The organism is Thermomonospora umbrina (assembly GCF_003386555.1).
GTDB classification, from domain to species: domain Bacteria; phylum Actinomycetota; class Actinomycetes; order Streptosporangiales; family Streptosporangiaceae; genus Thermomonospora; species Thermomonospora umbrina.
Genome location: NZ_QTTT01000001.1, coordinates 3,750,819 through 3,772,275 on the forward strand (window position 1 = coordinate 3,750,819; position 21,457 = coordinate 3,772,275).

General features: G+C 72.7%; 19 protein-coding genes. 16 read left to right on the plus strand and 3 right to left on the minus strand.

Annotation, left to right across the window (positions count from 1 at the left end; translation table 11 throughout):
- Positions 1 to 124: 124 nt before the first annotated feature.
- Together DFJ69_RS16665 and DFJ69_RS16670 are read left to right on the plus strand one after the other, a co-directional pair.
- Positions 125 to 1,726, plus strand: coding sequence for an SAM-dependent methyltransferase (locus tag DFJ69_RS16665; RefSeq protein ID WP_170177694.1), 1,602 nt, complete (start codon positions 125 to 127; stop codon positions 1,724 to 1,726).
- A gap of 77 nt (positions 1,727 to 1,803) precedes the next feature.
- A complete protein-coding gene (locus tag DFJ69_RS16670) occupies positions 1,804 to 3,000 on the plus strand; it encodes a cytochrome P450 (RefSeq protein ID WP_116023447.1) in 1,197 nt (398 codons plus the stop codon).
- A 66-nt stretch (positions 3,001 to 3,066) separates the two neighbouring features.
- On the opposite strand, the gene DFJ69_RS16675 is transcribed toward DFJ69_RS16670, so the two are convergent.
- Together DFJ69_RS16675 and DFJ69_RS16680 are read right to left on the minus strand one after the other, a co-directional pair.
- A complete protein-coding gene (locus DFJ69_RS16675) occupies positions 3,067 to 5,568 on the minus strand; it encodes a VIT domain-containing protein (protein WP_116023448.1) in 2,502 nt (833 codons plus the stop codon).
- Positions 5,565 to 6,179 (minus strand): MerR family transcriptional regulator, encoded by a 615-nt coding sequence (locus DFJ69_RS16680; RefSeq protein WP_116023449.1) that lies wholly within the window; start codon positions 6,177 to 6,179, stop codon positions 5,565 to 5,567. The genes DFJ69_RS16675 and DFJ69_RS16680 overlap by 4 nt, the downstream gene beginning before the upstream one ends.
- A gap of 329 nt (positions 6,180 to 6,508) precedes the next feature.
- On the opposite strand from DFJ69_RS16680, the gene DFJ69_RS16685 reads away from it, so the two are divergent.
- A complete protein-coding gene (locus tag DFJ69_RS16685) occupies positions 6,509 to 8,182 on the plus strand; it encodes an RNA polymerase sigma factor (RefSeq protein WP_116023450.1) in 1,674 nt (557 codons plus the stop codon).
- A gap of 173 nt (positions 8,183 to 8,355) precedes the next feature.
- Positions 8,356 to 9,567: an NlpC/P60 family protein gene (locus DFJ69_RS16690; RefSeq protein ID WP_116023451.1), complete on the plus strand. Its 1,212-nt coding sequence runs from the start codon at positions 8,356 to 8,358 to the stop codon at positions 9,565 to 9,567.
- A 120-nt stretch (positions 9,568 to 9,687) separates the two neighbouring features.
- On the opposite strand, the gene DFJ69_RS16695 is transcribed toward DFJ69_RS16690, so the two are convergent.
- Complete coding sequence (locus DFJ69_RS16695) at positions 9,688 to 10,203, minus strand: inorganic diphosphatase (RefSeq protein ID WP_116023452.1); 516 nt, start codon at positions 10,201 to 10,203, stop codon at positions 9,688 to 9,690.
- A gap of 120 nt (positions 10,204 to 10,323) precedes the next feature.
- On the opposite strand from DFJ69_RS16695, the gene dacB reads away from it, so the two are divergent.
- The 12 genes from dacB (at position 10,324) to DFJ69_RS16755 (ending at position 21,453) form a co-directional block, all read left to right on the plus strand.
- A complete protein-coding gene (gene dacB / locus DFJ69_RS16700) occupies positions 10,324 to 11,730 on the plus strand; it encodes a D-alanyl-D-alanine carboxypeptidase/D-alanyl-D-alanine endopeptidase (protein ID WP_245974426.1) in 1,407 nt (468 codons plus the stop codon).
- Positions 11,731 to 11,853: 123 nt separating this feature from the next.
- Entirely contained in the window at positions 11,854 to 12,999 is a 1,146-nt protein-coding gene (locus tag DFJ69_RS16705) for a zinc-dependent metalloprotease (RefSeq protein WP_245974427.1), read from the plus strand.
- Between the two features lie 78 nt (positions 13,000 to 13,077).
- A complete protein-coding gene (tilS, locus tag DFJ69_RS16710) occupies positions 13,078 to 14,067 on the plus strand; it encodes a tRNA lysidine(34) synthetase TilS (RefSeq protein WP_116023453.1) in 990 nt (329 codons plus the stop codon).
- 29 nt (positions 14,068 to 14,096) lie between these two features.
- Positions 14,097 to 14,657, plus strand: a complete 561-nt coding sequence (gene hpt, locus DFJ69_RS16715) for a hypoxanthine phosphoribosyltransferase (protein WP_116023454.1) — start codon at positions 14,097 to 14,099, stop codon at positions 14,655 to 14,657.
- 256 nt (positions 14,658 to 14,913) lie between these two features.
- Positions 14,914 to 16,926 carry an ATP-dependent zinc metalloprotease FtsH gene (ftsH, locus tag DFJ69_RS16720; protein WP_116023455.1) on the plus strand — a complete coding sequence of 671 codons (2,013 nt, stop codon included), beginning with the start codon at positions 14,914 to 14,916 and terminating at the stop codon, positions 16,924 to 16,926.
- A gap of 29 nt (positions 16,927 to 16,955) precedes the next feature.
- Complete coding sequence (gene folE / locus DFJ69_RS16725; RefSeq protein WP_116026688.1) at positions 16,956 to 17,543, plus strand: GTP cyclohydrolase I FolE; 588 nt, start codon at positions 16,956 to 16,958, stop codon at positions 17,541 to 17,543.
- Between the two features lie 62 nt (positions 17,544 to 17,605).
- A complete protein-coding gene (gene folP, locus DFJ69_RS16730) occupies positions 17,606 to 18,463 on the plus strand; it encodes a dihydropteroate synthase (protein ID WP_170177695.1) in 858 nt (285 codons plus the stop codon).
- Complete coding sequence (locus DFJ69_RS16735) at positions 18,460 to 18,900, plus strand: nuclear transport factor 2 family protein (protein ID WP_116023457.1); 441 nt, start codon at positions 18,460 to 18,462, stop codon at positions 18,898 to 18,900. The genes folP and DFJ69_RS16735 overlap by 4 nt, the downstream gene beginning before the upstream one ends.
- 37 nt (positions 18,901 to 18,937) lie before the next feature.
- Positions 18,938 to 19,297 carry a dihydroneopterin aldolase gene (gene folB / locus DFJ69_RS16740; protein ID WP_211328983.1) on the plus strand — a complete coding sequence of 120 codons (360 nt, stop codon included), beginning with the start codon at positions 18,938 to 18,940 and terminating at the stop codon, positions 19,295 to 19,297.
- Complete coding sequence (gene folK, locus DFJ69_RS16745; RefSeq protein ID WP_116023459.1) at positions 19,294 to 19,869, plus strand: 2-amino-4-hydroxy-6-hydroxymethyldihydropteridine diphosphokinase; 576 nt, start codon at positions 19,294 to 19,296, stop codon at positions 19,867 to 19,869. The genes folB and folK overlap by 4 nt, the downstream gene beginning before the upstream one ends.
- Positions 19,866 to 20,336 (plus strand): DUF3180 domain-containing protein, encoded by a 471-nt coding sequence (locus DFJ69_RS16750; protein ID WP_116023460.1) that lies wholly within the window; start codon positions 19,866 to 19,868, stop codon positions 20,334 to 20,336. The genes folK and DFJ69_RS16750 overlap by 4 nt, the downstream gene beginning before the upstream one ends.
- Positions 20,337 to 20,430: 94 nt before the next feature.
- Positions 20,431 to 21,453 (plus strand): HEAT repeat domain-containing protein, encoded by a 1,023-nt coding sequence (locus DFJ69_RS16755; protein ID WP_116023461.1) that lies wholly within the window; start codon positions 20,431 to 20,433, stop codon positions 21,451 to 21,453.
- Positions 21,454 to 21,457 lie beyond the last annotated feature (4 nt).

The following is a 21,457-nucleotide window of genomic DNA, read 5'->3' on the forward strand; positions in this document are numbered from 1 at the left end:
CGTCTGTCGGGGCCCGGCACTGGTCGGAGGCTGGGCCGGCCGGATCCGGCCAGACACCCATGGATTCCCGACGTCTCCGTCGTTTACCTATCGTCCGGTGTGGATGATCAGGGGACGGAGGCGCATGCTGATCAAGGTTCTCAGCGGTTCTGTCGTCGAGGGCGAGACCACAGAGCTGACGGTGCAGCCGAGGGCGGCGCTGCTGGCCCTCGTCGAGGCCCGGGGCGCGCTGTCGGCCTCGGCGCTGATGGAGGTGGTGTGGGAGCAGCCGCCCCGGGACCCCCGCGCCGTGATCAAGCTGATGTCCAAGCTGCGCGAGGTCGTCGGGGCCGACCGGATCGTCCACGAGGCCGCCGGATACCGGTTCACCGACCGGCCCGGAGACTACGTCGACCTGTGGGCGTGGCGGGCGCTGGCCGACCGGGCCGCCGAGATCGCGGTCGACGACCCGCACGCGGCCGAGCCGCTCTACCGGCGGACGCTCAGCCTGTGGCCGGAGCCGCCGCTGGCGGGGCTGCCTGCCACCATCGCGATGGACACGCTCCGCCGCCGGCTGCTGGACGAGCGGCTGGACGCCCTCGAACGGCGGGCCGAGGTGCAACTGCGTCTGGGCCGGCATCGGCAGGCCGCCGCCGAGCTGCCCCGGCTCGTCGAGGAGGAGCCGCAGCGGGAGCATCTGCTATCCCTGCTGATGCTGGCGCTCTACCGGGCGGGCCGCCCGTCCGAGGCGTACCGGCACTACCTGCGGCTGTGCGACCGCCTCGCCCGGGAGAAGGGGCCCCGCCCCGGTCGGGCGCTCCAACGGCTGGCCGAGCAGATCCAGTCCGCCGATCCCGCGCTGGAGGAGGACCCGGCGCCGCTGCCGGCCACCGACCGGGCCGTCATCGCCGCCGGGGGCGAGGCGTTCCGGGTCTCCATCGCCCGGATGGAGCACTACGTCGTCGACCGGCAGTCGGGGGCGGCGACGTTCGCCACCGCGCGGGACCGGGCGATGGCCGAGTACATGCTGGCGGTGACGCCCGAGACCAGCGAGATCCAGCGGGAGGCGGATCGGTTCGGGGCCCGCTGCGTCCGTCGCCTGGTCATCGACCACGGGATCGAGCAGATCCTCGAGCTGGGGGCGCCGATCCCCAACCGGTACGCGCCGCACGCCGTGGCCCGGTTGGCGGGCCCCGGCACACGGGTCGTGTACGTCCACCGCGACCCCTCGGTGGTGGAGCACTCCCAACGGCTCGCCGGACGACCGGATTCGGTCGTCTGCGTGTGCGGCACGCTGCGCGACCCGCTGTCCCTGGTCGACGCGCCCGAGGTGCGCCGGCTGATCGACTGGTCCCGGCCGGTGGCGATCATCGACCGGCACGAGCTGAACGCGACCCCCGCCCCGGAGGAGCCCGCGCGGCTGCTGGCGGCCCTGCTGGGCGCCGCCGCGCCGGGCAGCTTCCTGGTGGTGGCGGTGCTGTCCGCCGAGGCCGTCCCCGACCGCGTCGTCGGGCCGCTGGCCGAGGCGTTCGCGAACGCGCCGCTGGACGAACGGCTCGTCCACCGGACCCGGGCGGAGCTGGCCGAGCTGGTCCCGCCCGGCTGGGAGGTCGTCGCCGGGATCGACGACGTCGCCCGGATCTGGAACGACCGGCCCAACCCGCCGGGGCTGTGGCAGGCCATCGGCCTGGTCGCGGCCAAGCCCTGCACGACGTTCGGGTCGGCCGAGGTGGGGGAGGTCACCTGACTCGTTCCCTTGACAGGGGGCGGGGCGAGCTGGTGACCTCATGAGGCAGCAGAGGGGCCACGACTCGGAGGATTTCCGTGCCCCGTCGCGAAGCATGCCCCTACCCGTTCGAGGGAGGCCCTCACCCGCTGGCCCTCGGCCTGCCGTACCGGCAGCTCCAGGAGAAGGGGCCGGTCGCCCCGGTCGCCCTCCCCGGAGGCGTCGAGGCCTGGCTGGTCACCGGGTACGAGGAGTGCCGGACGGTGCTCCAGGACCCGGCCTTCTCCCGCGCCGAGGCCGATGGCGTCGCGCCGTTCCCGGTGCTGTCGGGGCTGCTGCTGGCGTTGGACGGGGACGGTCACCAGCGGATCCGCCGGGTGGCGCAGCGCGGCTTCTCGGCGGGGCGCGTCGCGGGCCTGCGCGGCCAGGTGGAGGGGCTGGCGAACGAGCTGTTGGACGACATGACGGGCGGCCGCGGGTCCGCCGACCTGGTGCACGCGTTCGCGCTGCCGTTCGCGCTCGGCACCATCACCCGCATCCTCGGGATCGACGACGCCGACCACGCGCGGATCCGGAAGTGGGGCGACGGCCTGTTGGCCTCGGGGCCGGACGCCGCCCTGCGGTCCGCGGCGGCCGTCGAGCAGATGTCGGTGTACGTGGGCGGGCTGGTCGCGGACCGGCGGGCGGGCCCCGGGGACGACCTGCTCAGCGAGGTGGTGTCGCGCGCCGATCGGGCGGGGCTGTCCGACACCGAGCTGATCATGTTGGTGGTCGCGCTGGTGATCGCCGGTTGGGAGACGACCGCCGCGGCGATCGCCACGTTCACCTACACGCTGTTGACGCTGTCGACGGCGACCGGGCGCAGCTACTACCGGTATCTGCACCAGCATCCGGAGATGATCCCGTCGGCCGTCGAGGAACTGCTGCGGACCGTGCCCAACTCCCGGCTGGACAGCCAGCCCCGTCGCGCCCTGCGGGACGTCGTGCTCGGCGACGTCACCGTCCGCGCCGGGGACCTGGTCATCGCGGCGCAGGACGCGGCGGGCCGGGACCCGGGGGTGTTCCCCGACCCGGACGGCTTCGACATCGCCCGCAACCCCAACCCGCATCTGGCGTTCGGGCACGGCCCCCACTTCTGCCTCGGCGCGCATCTGGGCCGGCTGGAGCTGCAGGTGGCCCTGGCCGCGCTCACCGAGAGGCTGCCGCATCTGCGTCCGGCGGTGCCGGTCGAGACCCTGGAGTGGCGGACGTCCACGATGATCAGGTGCCCGGAGCGGTTCCCGGTGACCTGGTGAGCCGTTGAGCTGTTGAGCCGTTGACGCCCGCCGGGGCCGCGTGACCTCCGGCGGGCGTCGCGCCCGTCAGCCCGGGCGCTTCCAGAAGGACCGGCGGCCCGTTCCGCCGTCGCCGGTGCAGGCGGTGAGCTCCTGGACGGTGAGGGTCCACAGCTCTTCCAGGCGGGACTGCTCGGCGGGGTCGTCGGTGACCTTCAGGGAGTCGGCCAGGGCGGTCAGCCGGTCGGCGGGCCCGGACTCGGCCCGCGCGATCTCGATCAGACCGGTGAGTCTGCTGCGCAGGTCCGACAGGTGTCGCCAGCGCTCCGGCCCCGGGGCCCCGGCCAGGGCCAGCAACCCGTCCAGCTCGGCCTTGATCAGCGCCGGGAGGTCGTCGGCCGTCGGCGTCGGCCGGGCAGCGGCCCCGACGCGGCTGCGGCGCGCCGGAGCGGGCCGCGGGCTCGGCGGGAGCGGGGCGCCGCCCGACATGAAGTCGGGGACGTCGAGATCCTCCGCGTCGTACGACGCGGCGCGCGACGGCCCGCCGTACGCGGGCATGGGCGGCCCACTTGGAGCGGACATCGGGGACGCCATGCGTGGCGGCGGGGGCGGCCCTCCGTACGCGGGCATCATGGGCGCGGGCATGACCGGCATCGGCGGGCTCTGCTCCGTCGCCCAGCCGGACGGCTGTTCGACCGGCTGGACGACGCGGTGGCTGGGCCCGCCCTCGGCGGCGACCCGGCTGTCGACCGCGACGAACGCGGTGAACCGGCAGAGCACGTTGAACCGTAGGGACGTGTCGACGATGCGCCGTTCGAGGTCGGAGGTGCCGATGACGGCGTACCGGTCCTCCAGGTCGCGCAGGTGCGCACGCGCCCAGATCGACGTGGCGGACGCGGACCCGCTCATCGAGGTGGTCGCGTCCTGCCGCCAAGGCGTGCCCTCCGCCGAGGTGGCCCGAACGGTGACGGAGCCGTCGGCGGCGGCGCGGCGGTAGCGGCCCGAGACCACCAGGGGGACACCGGGGAACAGCGCGCCCAGCCGGTGCGGGCTGATGGTCTCCGGATCGACGTCGACGCCGGACCAGTCGAGGGACAGCCCGGTCAGCAGCGGGGCGTTGACGCGGTGGTGGATGTGCTCCATCGCCTCGTCCAGCCGATCCTCCGACTCGACCAGCTCGAAGCGTCCCTGCCCGGCCATCGCCAGCCGGCCGAGGAAGCCGGTGTTGACGGCGCGGTCGATCCCGACGGTGTGGACCCGGATCCCGGCGAGGGCGGAGGCGGTGCGGGCGAGGATCTGGTCCTCGTTCCCGACCTGCCCGTCGGTGATCAGCACCAGCACCCGGTCGCGGTCGTCACCCGAGCGGCCCAGCAGCAGCAGGCCCTGCGCCAGCGGGGTCATCAGCTCGGTGCCGCCGCGGGCGTCCAGGCCCGCCAGGTGCTCGACCGCGCGGAACCGGTTGCGGTCGGTGGCCGGGCTCAGCCCGGCGCCCAGCTCGCGCGGCCGGAGGATCTCGTGGTCGAACGACATCACCGCGAACCGATCCCGGTCGGTGAGGGTGTCGACGATCCTGGCCGCCGCCCGTCGGGCCGCGACCATCTTCCAGCCGCCCATGCTGCCCGAACGGTCGAGGAGCAGCACCACGTCGCGCGGCCTCCCCGCCCCGCCCGTGGCGGGCGGCAGCACCGTGAGCGTGAACGTCCCCTGCTCCGGCTCCTCGGCGACGTCGGCGACGTCGATGGTGTCCGGGGTGTCCGGGGTGTCCGGGGTGAGCGTCAGGGAGGCGACGGCGGTGTCCTCGCGGGTGTAGCCGAGCCGCAGGATGAAGTCGCGGTCGAGCCGTTCGCCCGGCTGCAGCCGGACGGTCGGGCCCGAGTCGCCGCCGCCGTCTTGGGCCACCACGTGCAGGCTGGAACGGATCTCGTCGAGCGGTAGCCCGGCCGGGTCGATCGTCACCGACAACGACAGCGCGACGGGATCGGGGAACCCGGGCAGCAGCACCGGGGGGCTGATCCGTGAGGCGTCGGGCACGGCGTCCGTGTCGAGGGAGACACCGTCCCCGGCCTGCGCGTCGTTCAGCGGCGTCCCCGGGATGTAGCGGGGGGCCACCACGAGCGGGAACCGGAACGTGGCGGCGTCGTCCTCGTACGGGAGCGGCTGGTCGAGCGTGAGCCGCACCGTCACCCGCTCACCCGGGAGGATGTTGCCGACGCGCATGGTGAACACGTCCGGCCGGTCCTCCTCGGCGATCGCCGCGCGCCGTCCGGAGGCGATGGCGGCGTCGTAGTCGGCCCGCGCGGCCCCGCGCTCCTTCAACGCGCCCTCGATCACGCGGTCGGCGGCCTCCATGCGCATCCGCGTCACGGCGGCGCGATCGGGCAACGGGAAGATGTACGTCGCCTCGAGGGGCACGTCGTAGGGGTTGCGGAAGCCCTGGCTCACCTCGACGCCGGCGACCAGCCCGGTGACGTCGGCGTGCACGTCGACGGTGTCGAGCGGGAGGTTGCCCCGGTCGGTGGTCAGCGCGCCCAGCCCGGCGTCGGGAAGGGGCGGCGTCTCGCCGGGGAGTGGTTCGATGCGTACGGTCATGGCCGGCTCCCGTTCGGTTCGGTGGGGGGTGCGGGGTCGTGGGATGAGACGGGGATCAGGCCCCGTCGATGCAGTTCGCCCAGCAGGGTGCCGGCGGCCGCCCCGATGGCGTCGAGATCCGCCTCCGTGAGCGCGACGGCGTCGAGGACCAGGGTCACGCCGGGCGCCAGCCGCACCCCGGCGACGACCGAGGGCCGCCCGCCTGCCGGCGGGGCACCGGTATCCGCGATGGCCGCAGGCTGCGCCCAGAACCGCCCACGCCCTGAGTCCACCCCGACCCCCACACCCTCCCCGGGTTCGTCGGGGAGGCGGGCGATCTCGTTGAGGGTGGCGTCGGTGGCGCCGATCAGTTCGGTCTGGATCTGCGCGATGGTGCGGCCGGCGGACTGGCGTCGTTTGATCGCCACGAGTTGGAGCAGGTGGCGCCGACCGTAGAGCGCGGTGCGGCCCCGGCGGCCCGACGGCGGGTCCATCAGCCCGATCGTGGTGTACCAGCGGATCAGGCGGGTGTTGGGCACGTCGCGGACCCGGCCGTTCACCCGGACCGGTGCGTCGCCGAGCGCGGCGGTGGCCGTCTCGGCGAGCTCGGTGATCGTCCACTGGGTCTCCATGCCTCGATGGTGACACTGTAACGATGACAGTGTCAACAAGTCGCCCCGACGAGGAGCGCGGCGGATTTCGCCGTCGCCGATGTCGACAATCCCGCCGCCCGGCACACGAGGTTTTCGTAAACGATTTACTGGGAGTTGAATACCGCCGGCAAGCCCGCGATCGCCCTGGCCGTCGGCGGTGGTGCGGCAACCCGGAAGTTCTGGTCCCATCGGGTGCTACCGGATGTTCGGGCCATTTCTCGGGAGGCGGTGAATGATCAAAACGACTCGCCCATTTTGATTTATGCGATTGCCGTGTGAATGGGCATTGAAGCATTTACCGTCGGTGTATGGACGACCACGCACTGGTGGAGGCCCTGCGTTCGGGTGATCCGGGCGCGTCCGCGGCGCTCCACGACGCCCACGCCGAGCGCCTGTACCGGTATTGCTGGTTCCTCCTCCGCGACGACGGGCCCGCCGTGGGGGCGCTGCGGCAGACGCTGGTCACGGCGGTGACGGACGTCAACGCCCTGCGCGACGGCGAGGGTCTGACCCCCTGGCTCTACGCGCTGGCCCGCCGCGAGTGCGTCCGCCACCGGCCCGCCGAACCCTCCCCGCCCTCCCGGCCCGCGGAATCCCCGGAGCCCAAGGAGTCGGCCGAGGCGACCGTTGGGGACGACGTCGACCGGCGGCGGCTCCTCGCCCGGCGCGCGGTGGCCGGCATGCCCGCGTCGAGCCGCGAGACCCTCGAACTGTGGGTGCGGCACGGCCTGCCGGTCCCCGATCTCGCGGCGGTCCTCGGCCTGTCCGTGACGGAGGCCGAACAGGCCCTGGAGAACGCCCGCACGGACCTGGAGGAGTCCCTCACCGCCGAGTTCCTCGCCAAGGACGGCGCGTACGGCTGCCCCGGCAGGGCCGAGATCCTGGGGGACTTCCGGGGCGAGCTCACCGACGACCTGCGCCAGAGCCTGCTGCGGCACGCGCGCGACTGTCCGTCCTGCGGTACGTCCGGGGCGCGTTCCATCTCCCCCGGCAAGGTGTACGGCCTGCTGCCGGACGTCACGCCGCCCCCTTCGCTCCGCGCCGAACTGCTGGCGCTCCTCGCCGACGTCAAGCCCGTGGAGAACCCGGCCGCGATGACCCTGCCGGTCCGGCCGCTGCCCGTTCAGGCTCGGTCCGAGGGGCCGCCCGACCCGGAGCCCGAGGCTCCGCCCATGAGGCCCCGGCCCCGGCGTCGGCCGTCCGGGAAGGCGGTGGTGCTGGGCACCGCGACGGGCGCCGGGCTGGTCCTGGCGGCGACGTCGGTGGGTTGGGTCCTGGACGGCGCGGACTTCGGCGGGTCCGACTCCCCGGCGTCCTCGGGCGGTCGCGGGAAGTCGAGGGCGCCCGTCGCCCGACAGGTGTCGCCCACCTGGCCGTTGGGCTCCAAGGGAACGTCGGCCTCGCCCACCGCGCGCCCGAACCCCCCGACGACCCGGCGGGCCGAGCACGCCGGCCCCGGCCGGTTGACGGCCTCGCCGCGCTTCCTCGACCTGGGCGGCGACTCCATCGGAACGATCGAGCTGGCGGCCCTCGGCGGGCCGGTGATCTGGCGCTCCAGCACCGCCGGTCGGATCCTGCTGAGCCGCACCGCCGGAAGGCTGCAGGAGGGTAGCCCCGCCGTGCTCACCCTCCGAGTGGTGCGCCGCGCGCAGTCGTACGGCCAGAGCGCGGTCACGTTCCAACCCGGGGGACTCACGATCATGGTGACCTGGCGGCCCGGCATGGTCACCGGAACGCGCCCCACCCGGCCCGCGCCGACCGCGCCGGTGAAGGTGCGGCCCGGACGGCCGACCGACCGACCGACGATGGGCCGCCCGGGGAGCGGCAGGCCGACCGGCCGGACACCGCGTCCGACGCCGCCGCAGGACCGGCCGAGCAGCCCGCGCGACGAGCCGCCCTGGTCGACGAAGCCGCCCGAGCCGCCGCCGTCCCCGCGTCCGAGCCCCGCTCCGACCTGGGAGAACGACGAATCGGGTGTCTGAACGATCATTGAGGGGTAGTCAACTTCTGGGATCAGTGTGACGGAAGTTGCACACGGGGGCTGATTCAAGGGGTGACGACATTGGGTCGTTCTGCGTGCGATCCATGCCGTGGAAGATCGGCATGGACGGGCAGACGAGGACGAGGACGGGGACTGGCGGCGGGTGCGGCGCTCATGGTGGTCGCGTTAGGTCCGTGCGGGTCCGCCACGGCGTACGGCTCCTTAGGCGCGGGCGTTCAGGCCCGTGATCCGGCGCCCAGCGCGGGCGACGTGGCGCGCGGCAAGGAGGCCGTCAAGGACCGCGCCGCCGAGGTGGGGCGGCTCACGGCGCGACTGGCCGCCGCCGACGGCGAGCTGGACTCGATGGCCGTCAAGGCCGAGACGGCCGTGGAACGCTACAACGGCGAGCGCGTCAAGCTGGAACGCGCACGTGCCGCCCACGCGGCGGCGCTGCTGCGCCTCGGCGAGGCGGAACGGCAGTACGAGACCGTCCGCACCGAGACCATCGAGTTCGCCGCGGGCGCCTACCGTGCGGGCACCCTCGACCCCTGGGCCGGGCTGGTCGCCGGGCGCGGGGGCCCGCAGTGGGCCATGGACCGCGCCGAGCTCATCGAGGTGATGAGCCACCGCCGGGCCGACGTCATGCGACGCGTCGAGGCGGCCCGCGACGTCGCCGCCCTCTTCCGCTCCCAGGCCGCCGCCGCGTTGCGCGACCATCACGAGAGCCTTCGCCGGGCGGAGACCGCCAAGCGCGAGGCCGAGGACGCGGTGGACAAGCAGCGTTCGGCCGTCACGCGCCTCACCGCCGAGAAGCACCGCACCGAGCGTCTGCTCCACTCCGCCAGCGTCCGCGCCCGAAGGCTGGAGGACGCCCGCGAGGCCGCCTTGGAGGCCAAGCGCCTGCGCGCCCTGGCCGCCAAGACCGCACGCGAGGGCGCGGGCTCCGGCCGTGGGGCCGCAGGGCTGCTCAAGGGGTCGCGTCGTGGGGCGGCCGTGGTGCGGGCCGCGCTGCGGTGGCTCGGTACGCCGTACTCGTGGGGCGGGGGCAACGCCTACGGGCCCAGCTACGGCATCGCGCATGGCGCGCACATCAAGGGGTTCGACTGCTCGGGCCTGGCGCTCCATGCGTGGGCCCAGGTCGGGGTGAGGCTCGACCACTGGACGGGCACCCAGTGGACCTCGGGCCCTCATGTGCCGCTCAGCAGCCTGTCGCCGGGGGACCTGGTCTTCTTCGCCCACGACACCGACGACCCCGACACCATCCACCACGTGGGCATCTACCTGTCCCGAGGCCAGATGGTGGAGGCCCCTTACACGGGGGCCCGGGTCAGGATCTCCTCCATCTACCGGAGGGGCCTCATCGGGGCCACCCGCCCCGCCGGCTGACCCGCGTACGCCCGAGGACGCGTACGGGAAACGCCGGTGCCCCGAAGGGAGGGATCCCGCCGGGGCACCGTCATGGCGCGCACGCCCGGGGAGCACGCGCCCGCCCGGGGAGGCAGTGTGTTACTCGGCGTGCTCGGCCGGGTGGGCGTGGGCCGCGTGCTCGGCTCCGCGCTTGCGGGAACGCTCGATCTCGACCTCCGCCTCGACGCGACCGACCCAGCTCGCGCCCTCGACCGACTTGCCGGGCTCCAGGTCCTTGTAGACCTCGAAGAAGTGCTGGATCTCCAGCCGGTCGAACTCCGACACGTGGTGGATGTCGCGCAGGTGCTCCATCCGAGGGTCGGTCGACGGCACGCACAGCACCTTGTCGTCGCCCCCCGCCTCGTCGGTCATGCGGAACATGCCGACCGCCCGACAGCGGATCAGACACCCGGGGAACGTCGGCTCCTGAAGCAGGACCAGCGCGTCCAGGGGGTCGCCGTCCTCACCGAGGGTGTCCTCGATGAATCCGTAGTCGGCCGGGTACTGCGTCGAGGTGAAGAGCATGCGGTCCAGCCGTATCCGGCCGGTCTCGTGATCCACCTCGTACTTGTTCCGCTGACCCTTCGGGATCTCAATGGTGACGTCGAAATCCAAGATGTCCTCCGCTCCCCGCGCGGTCGCAGTGATTAGTGTCAGGGGGTGAGCGGGGGCCGCCGTGCTCCCGCTCGTAGGTGTTCCCTTATACAAGGATGTCGCACGTCCCCGCGTATCGGGGTGGCGGAGACGGGTGGTCTGGTGGCGCGGCGCAGGCTGGTCTGGACGATGGTCACGCTCTCCCTACTCCAGGTTTCGACTGCTGGAGCCGGTCTGGCAGTGGCGAACCTCACACCCCCGGACCCGGTCGAACAGCGGGCGGCGGCGGTCGCCGCCCGGGCGTCGGTGCAGGCCACGGCGTCCCTCCCCGGCATCGACCCGGACGCCCCGATCCCCGACGCCGCGACCCTGCGCGAGCGCCTCGCCGGCATCGCGGAGGGCCCCGGGCCCAAGGTCAACGCCGTCGTGATCGACGCGGAGACCCGCAAGACCCTTTTCGACCGGGGCGCCGACAGCCCAGCGACGCCCGCGTCCACCACCAAGCTCGTCACCTCCGTCGCCGCGCTGTCCGCGCTGGGGCCCGACCACCGCATCGCCACCAAGGTCGTCCAGGGCGGCGAGGGCGGCGTCGTTCTGGTCGGCGGCGGCGACCCCACGCTGACCGCTCGTCCGCCCGTCGAGGACGCCTACCCGCGCTACGCCTCGCTGGAGGATCTCGCCCGGCAGACCGCCGCCGCGCTCACCAGGGCCGGGGTCCGCGAGATCCGGGTCGACTACGACGCCTCCCTGTACGAGGGCGAACGCGAGGCGGCGGGTTGGAAGTCCAACTACCTCCCCGACGGGGAGTTGGCCCCGATGAGCGCCCTCACGGTGGACGAGGGCCGTACGGGAGTGGGGGAGACGACCCGGGTGTCGGACCCGGCCAAGTCGGCGACCCAGACGTTCGTCCGCATGCTCGACCGCGCAGGCGTGAAGGCCGAGACCGGTGAGCGGGTCACCGCCCCCCGCACCGCCGTCGCCCTGGGGACGGTGCGGTCGCCGCCGCTGTCCGCCCTGGTCGAGCACCTGATGACGGTCAGCGACAACGACGTGGCCGAGGCGGTGCTCCGGCAGGTCGCGGTCAAGCGGGGGCTGCCGGTCTCGTTCGCCGGCGGCGCCCAGGCCGTCATGGCGGAGCTGGCCCGGCTCGGCGTCGCCGAGGGCGTGCAGGTCAACGACGGCAGCGGGCTGTCCACCCGCAACCGGATCACCCCGCTGGCCCTCGCCCGGATCGCGTCCCTCGCGGCCTCGGACCGACACCCCGGGCTGCGCCCCGCGATCACGGGCATGCCCGTGGCGGGCTTCACCGGGACGCTGGCGGCCCCCCGCTACACCGACGACCGAACGGCGGCGGGCGCCGGGGTCGTCCGGGCCAAGACCGGCACCCTGTCGGGGGTCAGCACCCTCGCCGGTGTGGCCCACGACGCCGACGGACGGCTGCTGGCGTTCGCGTTCATGCTCGGCGACGGGAAGGGGCCCGTCGACCGGGGCCGCCTGGACCTGCTGGCCGCCGCCGTCGCCGCCTGCGGCTGCGGCACGGCGTCCTGAACGACACCTCCGGAAGGCCCGTTCGGGGTGTGGACCTGGACAAATGGGAGATAACCAGAACGGTTGTTCGTTGAACTCCAGTAAGGGCGCTTCCGCGCCGGGTCGGAAACTACGGTGGAGCACATGAGCGCCCAGATGATCGACTGGAACGTCGCCGTCCAGACCGGTTCCCGCCTGGTGCGGCCGGGCCCCCAGGTCAGCCCCGAAGAGGCCCGCGACGTCGTCGAGGACCTGCGCCGGCTGGCGCGGGTCGCCGAGGGCCACGTCCGCGACTTCACCGGCCTCGAAGCCGTCGGCGGCGCGGCGCACGCGACCGTCGTCGACCGCCCCGGCTGGATCCGGGCCAACGTCGATGGCTTCCGGGTCGTCCTGGAGCCGCTCATCGACCGGATGCAGGAACGCCGAGGCCCCCTGGCGGGCGGCCCGGGCGGCGCCGTCATCCAGGCCGTGGGCTCCCGCGTCACCGGCATGCAGGTCGGCGCGATCCTGGCGTACATGGCCAGCCGAGTGCTCGGCCAGTACGAGCTGTTCCTGCCGCCGGACCCGTCCGGCCAGTCGCCGACCGGGCGGCTCACCCTGGTCGCGCCCAACATCGTCCAGGTCGAGCGGGAGTTCGGCGTCGACACCCGTGACTTCCGGCTGTGGGTCTGCCTGCACGAGGAGACCCACCGCGCCCAGTTCACCGGGGTGCCCTGGCTGCGCTCGTACGTGCAGGACCAGATGACCGAGTTCCTGCTGGCCTCCGACGTCGACCCGGCGGCGATGATGGAGCGGCTGCGGCAGATCGCCGAGGCCGTCGCCGACGTCTTCCGCGGCGGCGACGAGGACCCCGACAACCCGCGCCCCGGCCTGATCGACGCCATCCAGTCCCCCGAGCAGCGCGAGATCCTCGACCGGCTCACCGCCGTGATGACCCTGGTGGAGGGCCACGGCGACTACGTGATGGACGCGGTCGGCCCCGAGGTCGTCCCCTCGGTGAAGGAGATCCGCTCCCGCTTCCAGGGCCGCCGCGACGGCGGCTCCCGCCTCGACAAGGCGATCCGCCGCCTGCTCGGCATCGACCTGAAGATGAAGCAGTACGCCGAGGGCTCCCGCTTCGTCCGGCGCACGGTGACCGAGGTGGGCATGGAGGGCTTCAACAAGGTCTGGGCCTCGCCCGACAGCCTGCCCACCCACGCGGAGATCAAGGAGCCGTCCGCCTGGATCGCGAGGGTCGTCGGCACCCGCTCCCTGGAGGCGGCCCCACCCCCCGAGGTCAGCGAAGGGTGAGCGTGCCCACGGCGCCTAGGACGGTGAGGCCCACGGGCCTACCCTTGCTCGGGTACGGGCGTACCGGGGGGTGGGCGCATGGGGCCGGATCCGGCTGTCGCCGACGTGCGGGTGGCCGTGCGGAGGGCGTTGGGCGGGTTGCCCGAGGGCGCCCGTGTCCTCGTGGCCTGTAGTGGCGGGGCCGACTCGTTGGCGCTCGCCGCAGCCGTCGCGTTCGAGGCTCCGCGTACCGGCCGGGACGCGGGCGGGGTGACGGTCGATCACGGGCTTCAGGAGGGGTCTGCGCAGGTCGCGGACTCGGTGGTCGGCGTGATGCGGGGGCTGGGGCTCGACCCTGCGGGTTCCGTTGCGGTGACCGTCGTCGGTGGTGGGGGGCCGGAGGGCGCCGCCCGGCGGGCTCGTTATGAAGCCCTGGACGGTGCGGCCGAACGGCTGGGGGCGGTCGTGTTCCTTGGGCACACCTTGGACGACCAGGCGGAGACCGTGCTGCTGGGCCTGGCTCGGGGTTCGGGGGCTCGGTCGTTGGCGGGGATGCCGCCCGAGTTCCGGCGGGGTGACGTTCGCTACGTTCGGCCGCTGCTCGGGCTGGACCGGGCCACCACCCGTAGGGCCTGCCGGGCGATGGGCTTGGAGCCCTGGGAGGACCCGCACAACGACGATCCCGCCTACACGCGCGTTCGGCTCCGGCGGGAGGCCCTGCCCGCCTTGGAGAAGGCCCTGGGGCCCGGTGTGGCCGACGCTCTGGCCCGTACGGCGCGGATGCTGCGGGACGACGTCGAGGCCCTCGACGCGCTCGCGGAGAGCGCCCACGCGGACGCCGCCGACGAAGACGGGGCGCTCGACGTCGCCGTGCTGGGGGGGTTGCCGCGCGCGGTGCGGACCCGCGTTCTGCGGACTGCGGCGGTGAGGGCCGGCAGCCCAGCGGGTACGCTCGCGGCCGTTCACGTCGACGCACTGGAACGGCTGGTCACCGACTGGCGCGGGCAACGACGGGTCGACCTGCCCGGCGGAGTGAGCGCGATCCGGCGGCGGGGAAGGCTCCTGTTCGGTCGACGTGAGGACGTGTGAACGGCGACTCTCGAGCGACGGGTGGGGTAGTGGACGACAAGGACTTGGGCGCGGACCTGGCCGGCGTGCTGATCCCGGAGGACCGGCTGCAGGCCAAGATCCGGGAGCTGGCGGCCACCGTCGACGCCGACTACGACGGGCGCGACCTGCTGCTGGTCGGCGTGCTGAAGGGCGCGGTCATGGTGATGGCCGACCTGGCCCGGGCGCTGCACTCCCCGGTGTCGATGGACTGGATGGCGGTGTCCTCGTACGGCTCGGGCACCAAGTCGTCCGGGGTGGTCCGGATCCTCAAGGACCTGGAGGCCGACATCACCGACCGACACGTGCTGATCGTCGAGGACATCATCGACTCCGGTCTGACGCTGTCCTGGCTGGTCAGCAATCTCCAGTCGCGCAACCCGGCGTCGCTGGAGATCTGCGCGCTGCTGCGCAAGCCCGAGGCGGTGCAGACCGAGATCGACGTCCGCTATGTCGGTTTCGACATCCCCAACGAGTTCGTCGTGGGGTACGGCCTCGACTACGACGAGAAGTATCGGAATCTACCCTTCGTGGGCACCCTGGCACCCCACGTGTACGGCGGCCGGGCCTAGCGCCCGCAGAGAACGGACACAAGGGAACATAGAGACCCGGCGGTACGTTGCAAGACTGGACGGTGGGTACGCCGGCCGGACCCCGGGAAGCGCGCAGGCTGCGGGTCCCGCCGGTACCGGTGTACCGTCGGTGTCTCCGGGCTTTCGCCCGGGGGTGCCGCATTGAGGGAATCCCACCCCGTCGGACCGCCGGTCCGGTGGGGACTGCAGACGCTGGTCAGGAGGGACGGGACCTCGCGAAGGGGTTGCCGGATAAATGGACGTGAAGCGCTACTTTCGCGGGCCGCTGCTGTGGATCCTGCTGTTCGGTCTCTTGGTCGCCATCGTCATGTGGGGCGTCAACCCGGGCAACCAGTACGAGGCCACCGACACCTCGAAGGTGATCTCGGCGATCAACAGCGGCCAGGTCAAGTCCGCCAAGATCATTGACAAGGACCAGCGGATCGAGGTGACCCTCGACAACGGCAAGCAGCAGAAGGCGTCGTGGGTCAGCGGTCAGGGGCTGGAACTCCAGAAGGCCCTGCAGGTCCAAGCCGACAAGGGCACCCTGCAGAGCGGCTACAACGTCGACGTGCCCAAGCAGAGCATGTTCCTGAGCCTGCTGTTCAGCCTGCTGCCCATCGTGGTGGTCGTGTTGATCTTCCTGTTCATCATGAACCAGATGCAGGGCGGCGGCTCCCGGGTGATGAACTTCGGGAAGTCCAAGGCGAAACTGATCACCAAGGACACTCCCAAGACCACGTTCGCCGACGTGGCCGGCGCCGACGAGGCGCTGGAGGAGCTCGAGGAGATCAAGGACTTCCTGCAGAACCCGGCCAAGTTCCAGGCCATCGGCGCCAAGATCCCCAAGGGTGTGCTGCTGTTCGGCCCGCCCGGAACCGGTAAGACCCTGCTGGCCCGCGCGGTCGCGGGCGAGGCCGGGGTGCCGTTCTACTCGATCTCCGGCTCCGACTTCGTCGAGATGTTCGTCGGCGTCGGCGCCTCCCGGGTGCGCGACCTGTTCGAGCAGGCCAAGGCCAACGCCCCGTCCATCATCTTCATCGACGAGATCGACGCCGTCGGCCGACACCGCGGCGCGGGCCTCGGCGGCGGCCACGACGAGCGCGAGCAGACCCTCAACCAGTTGCTGGTCGAGATGGACGGCTTCGACGTCAAGGGCGGCGTCATCCTGATCGCGGCCACCAACCGGCCCGACATCCTGGACCCGGCGCTGCTGCGTCCCGGCCGCTTCGACCGCCAGGTCACCGTCGACCGCCCCGACCTGGAGGGCCGTAAGGGCATCCTCCGGGTGCACGGTCGCGGCAAGCCGTTCGGGCCCGACGTCGACCTCGACGTCATCGCCCGCCGGACCCCCGGCTTCACCGGCGCCGACCTGGCCAACGTGATCAACGAGGCGGCGCTGCTGACCGCCCGGTTCGACCGCAAGCTGATCGACATGGAGACCCTCGAGGAGTCCATCGATCGGGTGATGGCCGGGCCGGAGCGCAAGAGCCGCCTCATGTCCGAGGCAGAGAAGAAGATCATCGCCTACCACGAGGGCGGTCACGCGCTGGTGGCGCACGCGCTGCCGAACGCCGACCCCGTCCACAAGGTGACGATCCTGCCGCGCGGCCGGGCCCTGGGTTACACGATGACCCTGCCGATGGAGGACAAGTTCCTCACCACCCGTTCGGAGATGACCGACCAGCTCACCATGCTGCTCGGCGGCCGGACGGCCGAGGAGCTGGTCTTCCACGAGCCCACCACCGGCGCGGCCAACGACATCGAGAAGGCCACGTCCATCGCCCGCAACATGGTCACCGAGTACGGCATGAGCGAGCGCCTGGGCGCCCGCAAGTTCGGCACCGGGCAGGGCGAGGTCTTCCTCGGCCGTGACGTCGGCCACGAGCGCGACTACTCCGAGGACATCGCCTCCGCGATCGACGACGAGGTCCGCCGCCTCATCGAGTCGGCGCACGACATGGCGTGGGAGATTCTGGTCGAGTACCGGGACGTCCTGGACGACCTGGTCCTGCACCTGATGGACAAGGAGACCCTGTCCAAGGACGAGGTGCTGCGGATCTTCGCCCCGATCACCAAGCGTCCCAAGCAGAACTCCTACACCGGCTACGGCAAGCGTCTCCCGTCGGAGCGCCCGCCGGTCCTGACCCCCAAGGAGCTCGCCCTGATGGGCCCCAAGGACGTCCAGGACCTCCCGGGCGGGGGCTCCCTCGCCCAGGGCAACGGCCAAGGGCACGACCAGCCCATCGACCCGGCCCCCGAGAGCTGACCTTGGCGCTTCCGTACGACGAGACGCCGATGGAGGAGAACCCTCCCGGCTTCGACCACGAGCGGCTCGAGCGGGCCGTCCGCGAGATCCTGTACGCGATCGGGGAAGACCCCGATCGCGACGGGCTCCGCGAGACCCCCGCTCGGGTCGCGCGGGCGTACGCCGAGCAGTTCGCCGGCCTCCGGCAGGCCCCCGAGGACGTCCTCAACAAGGTCTTCGAGGCCGACCACGACGAGATGGTCCTGGTCAAGGACATCGAGGTCTACAGCTCGTGCGAGCATCACCTGACCCCGTTCCACGGGGTGGCGCACGTGGGGTACACGCCCAACAAGAAGGGCCAGATCACCGGCCTGTCCAAGCTGGCCCGCCTGGTGGACGTGTACGCGCGGCGACCGCAGGTGCAGGAGCGGCTGACCAGTCAGGTGGCCGACGCGCTGATGCGGATCCTGGAGCCGCGCGGCGTGATCGTGGTGATCGAGGCCGAGCACCTGTGCATGACCATGCGGGGCGTCCGCAAGCCCGGGGCCAAGACCTTGACGTCGGCGGTGCGAGGCGACTTCCGTGACTGCGCCGAGACCCGCGCCGAGGCCATGTCGCTGATCCTCGGCCGTCCTTAGGAACGGTCCCACAGAGCGGCACGCGCCCCCACCCGCCGCGATCAGGACATAGGCTGACTTCCATGACCAGTGCCGTTCCCGGGCTGCCCGCACCAGGCCGCTGCCTCGTCATGGGCGTGGTGAACGTGACCCCCGACTCGTTCTCCGACGGTGGGGCGTGGTTCGACCCCGACAAGGCCATCCGGCACGCCCACGACCTCGTGCACGAGGGCGCCGACCTGGTCGACGTGGGCGGCGAGTCCACCCGGCCGGGCGCTCAGCGGGTGTCGCTGGACGAGGAGCTGCGCCGGGTCGTGCCGGTGATCGAGGCGCTGGCCGCCGACGGCGTGCCGGTGAGCGTCGACACGATGCGCGCCGAGGTGGCCGAGGCCGCCGTGGCCGCCGGGGCGCGGCTGGTCAACGACGTCAGCGGCGGTCTGGCCGATCCGGCCATGGGCCGGGCGCTGGCCGGTGCCGGGGTCCCGTACGTGGTCATGCACTGGCGTGGGCACAGTCACGACATGTATCGCAGAGCGGAGTACGACGACGTCGTCCGGGAGGTCCGGGACGAGTTGGCGGCGCGGGTGGACGAGGTGGTCGCGCAGGGCGTGGACCCCTCGATGATCGTGTTGGACCCGGGGCTGGGCTTCGCCAAGAAGGCCCCGCACAACTGGACGCTGATCGCCCGCCTCGGCGAGTTGTCGGACGACCTGCCGGTGCTGGTGGGGGCGTCCCGCAAACGATTCCTGGGCAGGCTGCTGACGGGCCCGGACGGGCAGGCCCGCCCGTTCACCGACTGCGACGACGCCACCGTGGCCGTCACCGCCCTCGCGGCGGCGGCCGGGGCCTGGTGCGTCCGCGTCCACCGGGTCCGTCCCAACGCCGACGCGGTACGGGTCGCGGCCGCGGTGCGCGCCGCCGAACGAGGTGAGGACGCGTGAACAGAGCCGATCTGGCCAGGATCGAAGAGGCCAACGCGGAGTTCTACGCCGCCTTCGAGGCCGGCGATCTCGACCGGATGTCGGCGGTCTGGGCCGACGGCGCGCACGCGTCCGCGGTGGGCTGCGTGCATCCGGGCTGGCCGCTGCTGCGCGGCCGGGAGGAGGTCCTCCGCTCGTGGGCGCTGATCATGGCCAACACGCCGTACATCCAGTTCGTGCTGACCGACCTGCACACCGAGGTGCACGGCGACCAGGCCCTGGTCACCTGCTCGGAGAACATCATCACGGTGGACGACAGCTCCGGCCCGGGCGAGATGCTGGCCGGCGGCAGCGTGGTCGCCACCAACGTCTTCCTGCGCGTGGAGGGCGAGTGGCGGCTGCTGCACCACCACGGCTCCCCGGTGCTGAACCAGATGGAGGAGGACGAAGACGAGTGAGGCGCGCCGGAGGCGATCGGGGGCGAGAGTGAGCCGGCTGGATCGGATCGAGCTGACCGGGCTGCGGGCCCGGGGGCGCCACGGGTGCCTGCCCGCCGAACGTGAGCTGGGGCAGGAGTTCGTGGTGGACGTGGCGCTGGGCCTGGACACCCGCCCCGCCGCGGCGGGCGACGATCTGTCGCGTACGGTCGACTATGGATCCCTGGCGGGCAGGCTGGTCGCCATCGTCGAGGGGGAGCCGGTCAACCTGATCGAGACGCTGGCCGAGAACCTGGCGGCGGCCTGCCTGGAGGACCCGACGGTGCAGGAGGCCCACGTCACGGTGCACAAGCCCGCGGCCCCGGTGCCGCACCCGTTCACCGACGTGGCCGTGAAGATCTCGAGGAGTCGTTCATGACCCACCCCGACCGGACCGCCACCGGTGGTCACATGATCGTTCAGCACCGCACCGTGCTGTCGCTCGGCAGCAACCTCGGGGATCGATTGGACAACATCCAGGAGGCCGTCGACGCGTTGTTCGATGCCCCCGGGTTGACGTTCGTGGCGTTGTCGCCGGTGTACGAGACCGCGCCGTACGGGGGGCCGGAGGGCGACATCCCGGAGCAGGACGACTACCTCAACATCGTGTTGGTGGCCGACACCCGGCTGGCCCCGGAGACGCTGCTGGACCGGCTGCTCAACATCGAGGGCTCGTTGCGTCGGGTCCGTGAGGTCCGGTGGGGCCCGCGCACCCTGGACATCGACATCGTGACGTTCGGTGATGTCGTCTCCGACGACCCTCGGCTGACGCTGCCGCATCCGCGGGCCCATGAGCGGGCGTTCGTGCTCGTTCCGTGGGCGGACCTGGAGCCGGACGTGCTGTTGCCGGGGCACGGGCGGGTGGCCGACCTGGCCGAGGCCGCGGTGCGCGCCGGTGGGCCGGGCCTGGTGCGTCGCCGTGACGACCTGATCCTCCAAGGGCCCGCGTGAAACCGACCCGGCCCGCGGTGCTCGCGGCTCTGGCGGTCGGCCTGACGGTGGTGACCTGGCTCGCCCTCCAGGTCGCCTACGAGTCGTTGCCCACGCTGCCGTGGACGATGGTGCCGACGCTGCTGCTGTTGGGCCTGGGCGAGGCGTTCACCGCCTACAACCTGTGGCGGCGGATCCGTCACCGGCCGGGCACCCGCCCGGTGGAGCCGCTGGTGGTGGCGCGGATGGCGGCGTTGGCGAAGGCCAGCGCCCACGCGGGCGCGGTGATCGCGGGGCTCTTCGGCGGGTTCGCGCTGCACGTGTCGTCGTCGCTGGACAAGAGCGTGCCGCGGCAGGACTTCTTCGTCAGCGTGGGCACGTTGATCGCGTCCCTGGTGCTGATCGGCGCGGCGATGTGGCTGGAGTACGCCTGCCGCGTTCCCAAGGACCCCGACGAGGATCGGCGGCAGGGCGTCTCCAGGGCGTGAGCGGCGTGACCGAGGCGCCCGGGGTGCCGGTGACGGCGGTCCCATGCGGGCGGGACGGCGTGTCGGGCAGGCTGTGCCCCGGAGGTGCGACGGCATGGACGGGTACGTGGGGCGTGCGGGCAAGGTGGCGGACGGGGCGTTCGCCGGGATGTTCCAGGCACCCGCCGAGGTGCGGGACGACCTGATCGACCGGGCGCTCGACGAGGACGTCGCCGCGCTGGTCGTCGAGGTGTTGCGGGTCTGCGCGACGGGGGCCCCGGCCGAGGTGGTCGTGGCGTTGGAGGCGCTCGACCGGGCGCCCGCCGAGGACGGCGACCTGGCACCGGAGGTGGCGCGCGTCCTCACCGGGCTGTGCCGCCCCGACCAGGACACCGGGGTGCTGGCCGCCGCCCTGCCGCTGTACGGCGTGTACGGCGAGGGGGAGTCGGTGGCGCGGGCCCTGCTGGACATGACGGGGCATCCGGCCCCGGCGGTGCGGGCCGCCGCGGTGTCCGGGATCGAGTACTTCGCCGACGAGGGCTCGTTCCCCGGGGCGACGATGGAGCTGGTGGAACGGGTGGCCCGGCTGCTCGCCGAGGACCACGACGCCGGCGTGCGGCTGGCGGCGGTCGAGGCGTTCGGCCTGTTCTTCACGTGGCACGGATATGAGCGGGCCTGGTCGTCGCACCTGGTGGAGGTGCTGTCGCGCACGCTGAACGTCGAGCCGGACCAGCGGGTGCGCGGCGAGGCTGCGGAGACCCTCGCCGAGCTGGTCGTGGAGGACGGCGACTGGGGGCTGCTGGGCGACGCGCTGCGGCCCCACGTCGAGGACCGGAACGTGAAGGTCGCGGCGTACGCACTGGCCCGGGTCGCGACGCTGGGCGACGAGCGGGCCCTGGAACGGCTGTGGGCGCTGCTGGCGGCACCGGGCGTCCACCGGGAGTACCTGTCGGCTGCGACGGAGCTGGCCGTGTCCTACCGGCACTCCCCGGCCAAGATCCGCCGGAAACTGCGCAAGGAGCTCAAACGGCTGCGGAAGTCGGGCTGGGCCGAGCTGCCCGCCGACGAGCCGAACTGGTCCGCGAAGGCGCGCGCCGAGTACCTCGACATCCTGATCGGCCGGCTGTCGCCCTGGTGACCGA

What these genes read in the sequence shown, in the direction of transcription:
- DFJ69_RS16665 (WP_170177694.1), top strand. Translation starts at nt 125, where the DNA reads ATGCTGATCAAGGTTCTCAGCGGTTCTGTCGTCGAGGGCGAGACCACA.
- DFJ69_RS16675 (WP_116023448.1), bottom strand. Translation starts at nt 5,568, where the DNA reads ATGACCGTACGCATCGAACCACTCCCCGGCGAGACGCCGCCCCTTCCC.
- DFJ69_RS16680 (WP_116023449.1), bottom strand. Translation starts at nt 6,179, where the DNA reads ATGGAGACCCAGTGGACGATCACCGAGCTCGCCGAGACGGCCACCGCC.
- DFJ69_RS16685 (WP_116023450.1), top strand. Translation starts at nt 6,509, where the DNA reads ATGGACGACCACGCACTGGTGGAGGCCCTGCGTTCGGGTGATCCGGGC.
- DFJ69_RS16690 (WP_116023451.1), top strand. Translation starts at nt 8,356, where the DNA reads ATGGTGGTCGCGTTAGGTCCGTGCGGGTCCGCCACGGCGTACGGCTCC.
- DFJ69_RS16705 (WP_245974427.1), top strand. Translation starts at nt 11,854, where the DNA reads ATGAGCGCCCAGATGATCGACTGGAACGTCGCCGTCCAGACCGGTTCC.
- tilS (WP_116023453.1), top strand. Translation starts at nt 13,078, where the DNA reads ATGGGGCCGGATCCGGCTGTCGCCGACGTGCGGGTGGCCGTGCGGAGG.
- ftsH (WP_116023455.1), top strand. Translation starts at nt 14,914, where the DNA reads ATGGACGTGAAGCGCTACTTTCGCGGGCCGCTGCTGTGGATCCTGCTG.
- folE (WP_116026688.1), top strand. Translation starts at nt 16,956, where the DNA reads ATGGAGGAGAACCCTCCCGGCTTCGACCACGAGCGGCTCGAGCGGGCC.
- folP (WP_170177695.1), top strand. Translation starts at nt 17,606, where the DNA reads ATGACCAGTGCCGTTCCCGGGCTGCCCGCACCAGGCCGCTGCCTCGTC.
- folK (WP_116023459.1), top strand. Translation starts at nt 19,294, where the DNA reads ATGACCCACCCCGACCGGACCGCCACCGGTGGTCACATGATCGTTCAG.
- DFJ69_RS16755 (WP_116023461.1), top strand. Translation starts at nt 20,431, where the DNA reads ATGGACGGGTACGTGGGGCGTGCGGGCAAGGTGGCGGACGGGGCGTTC.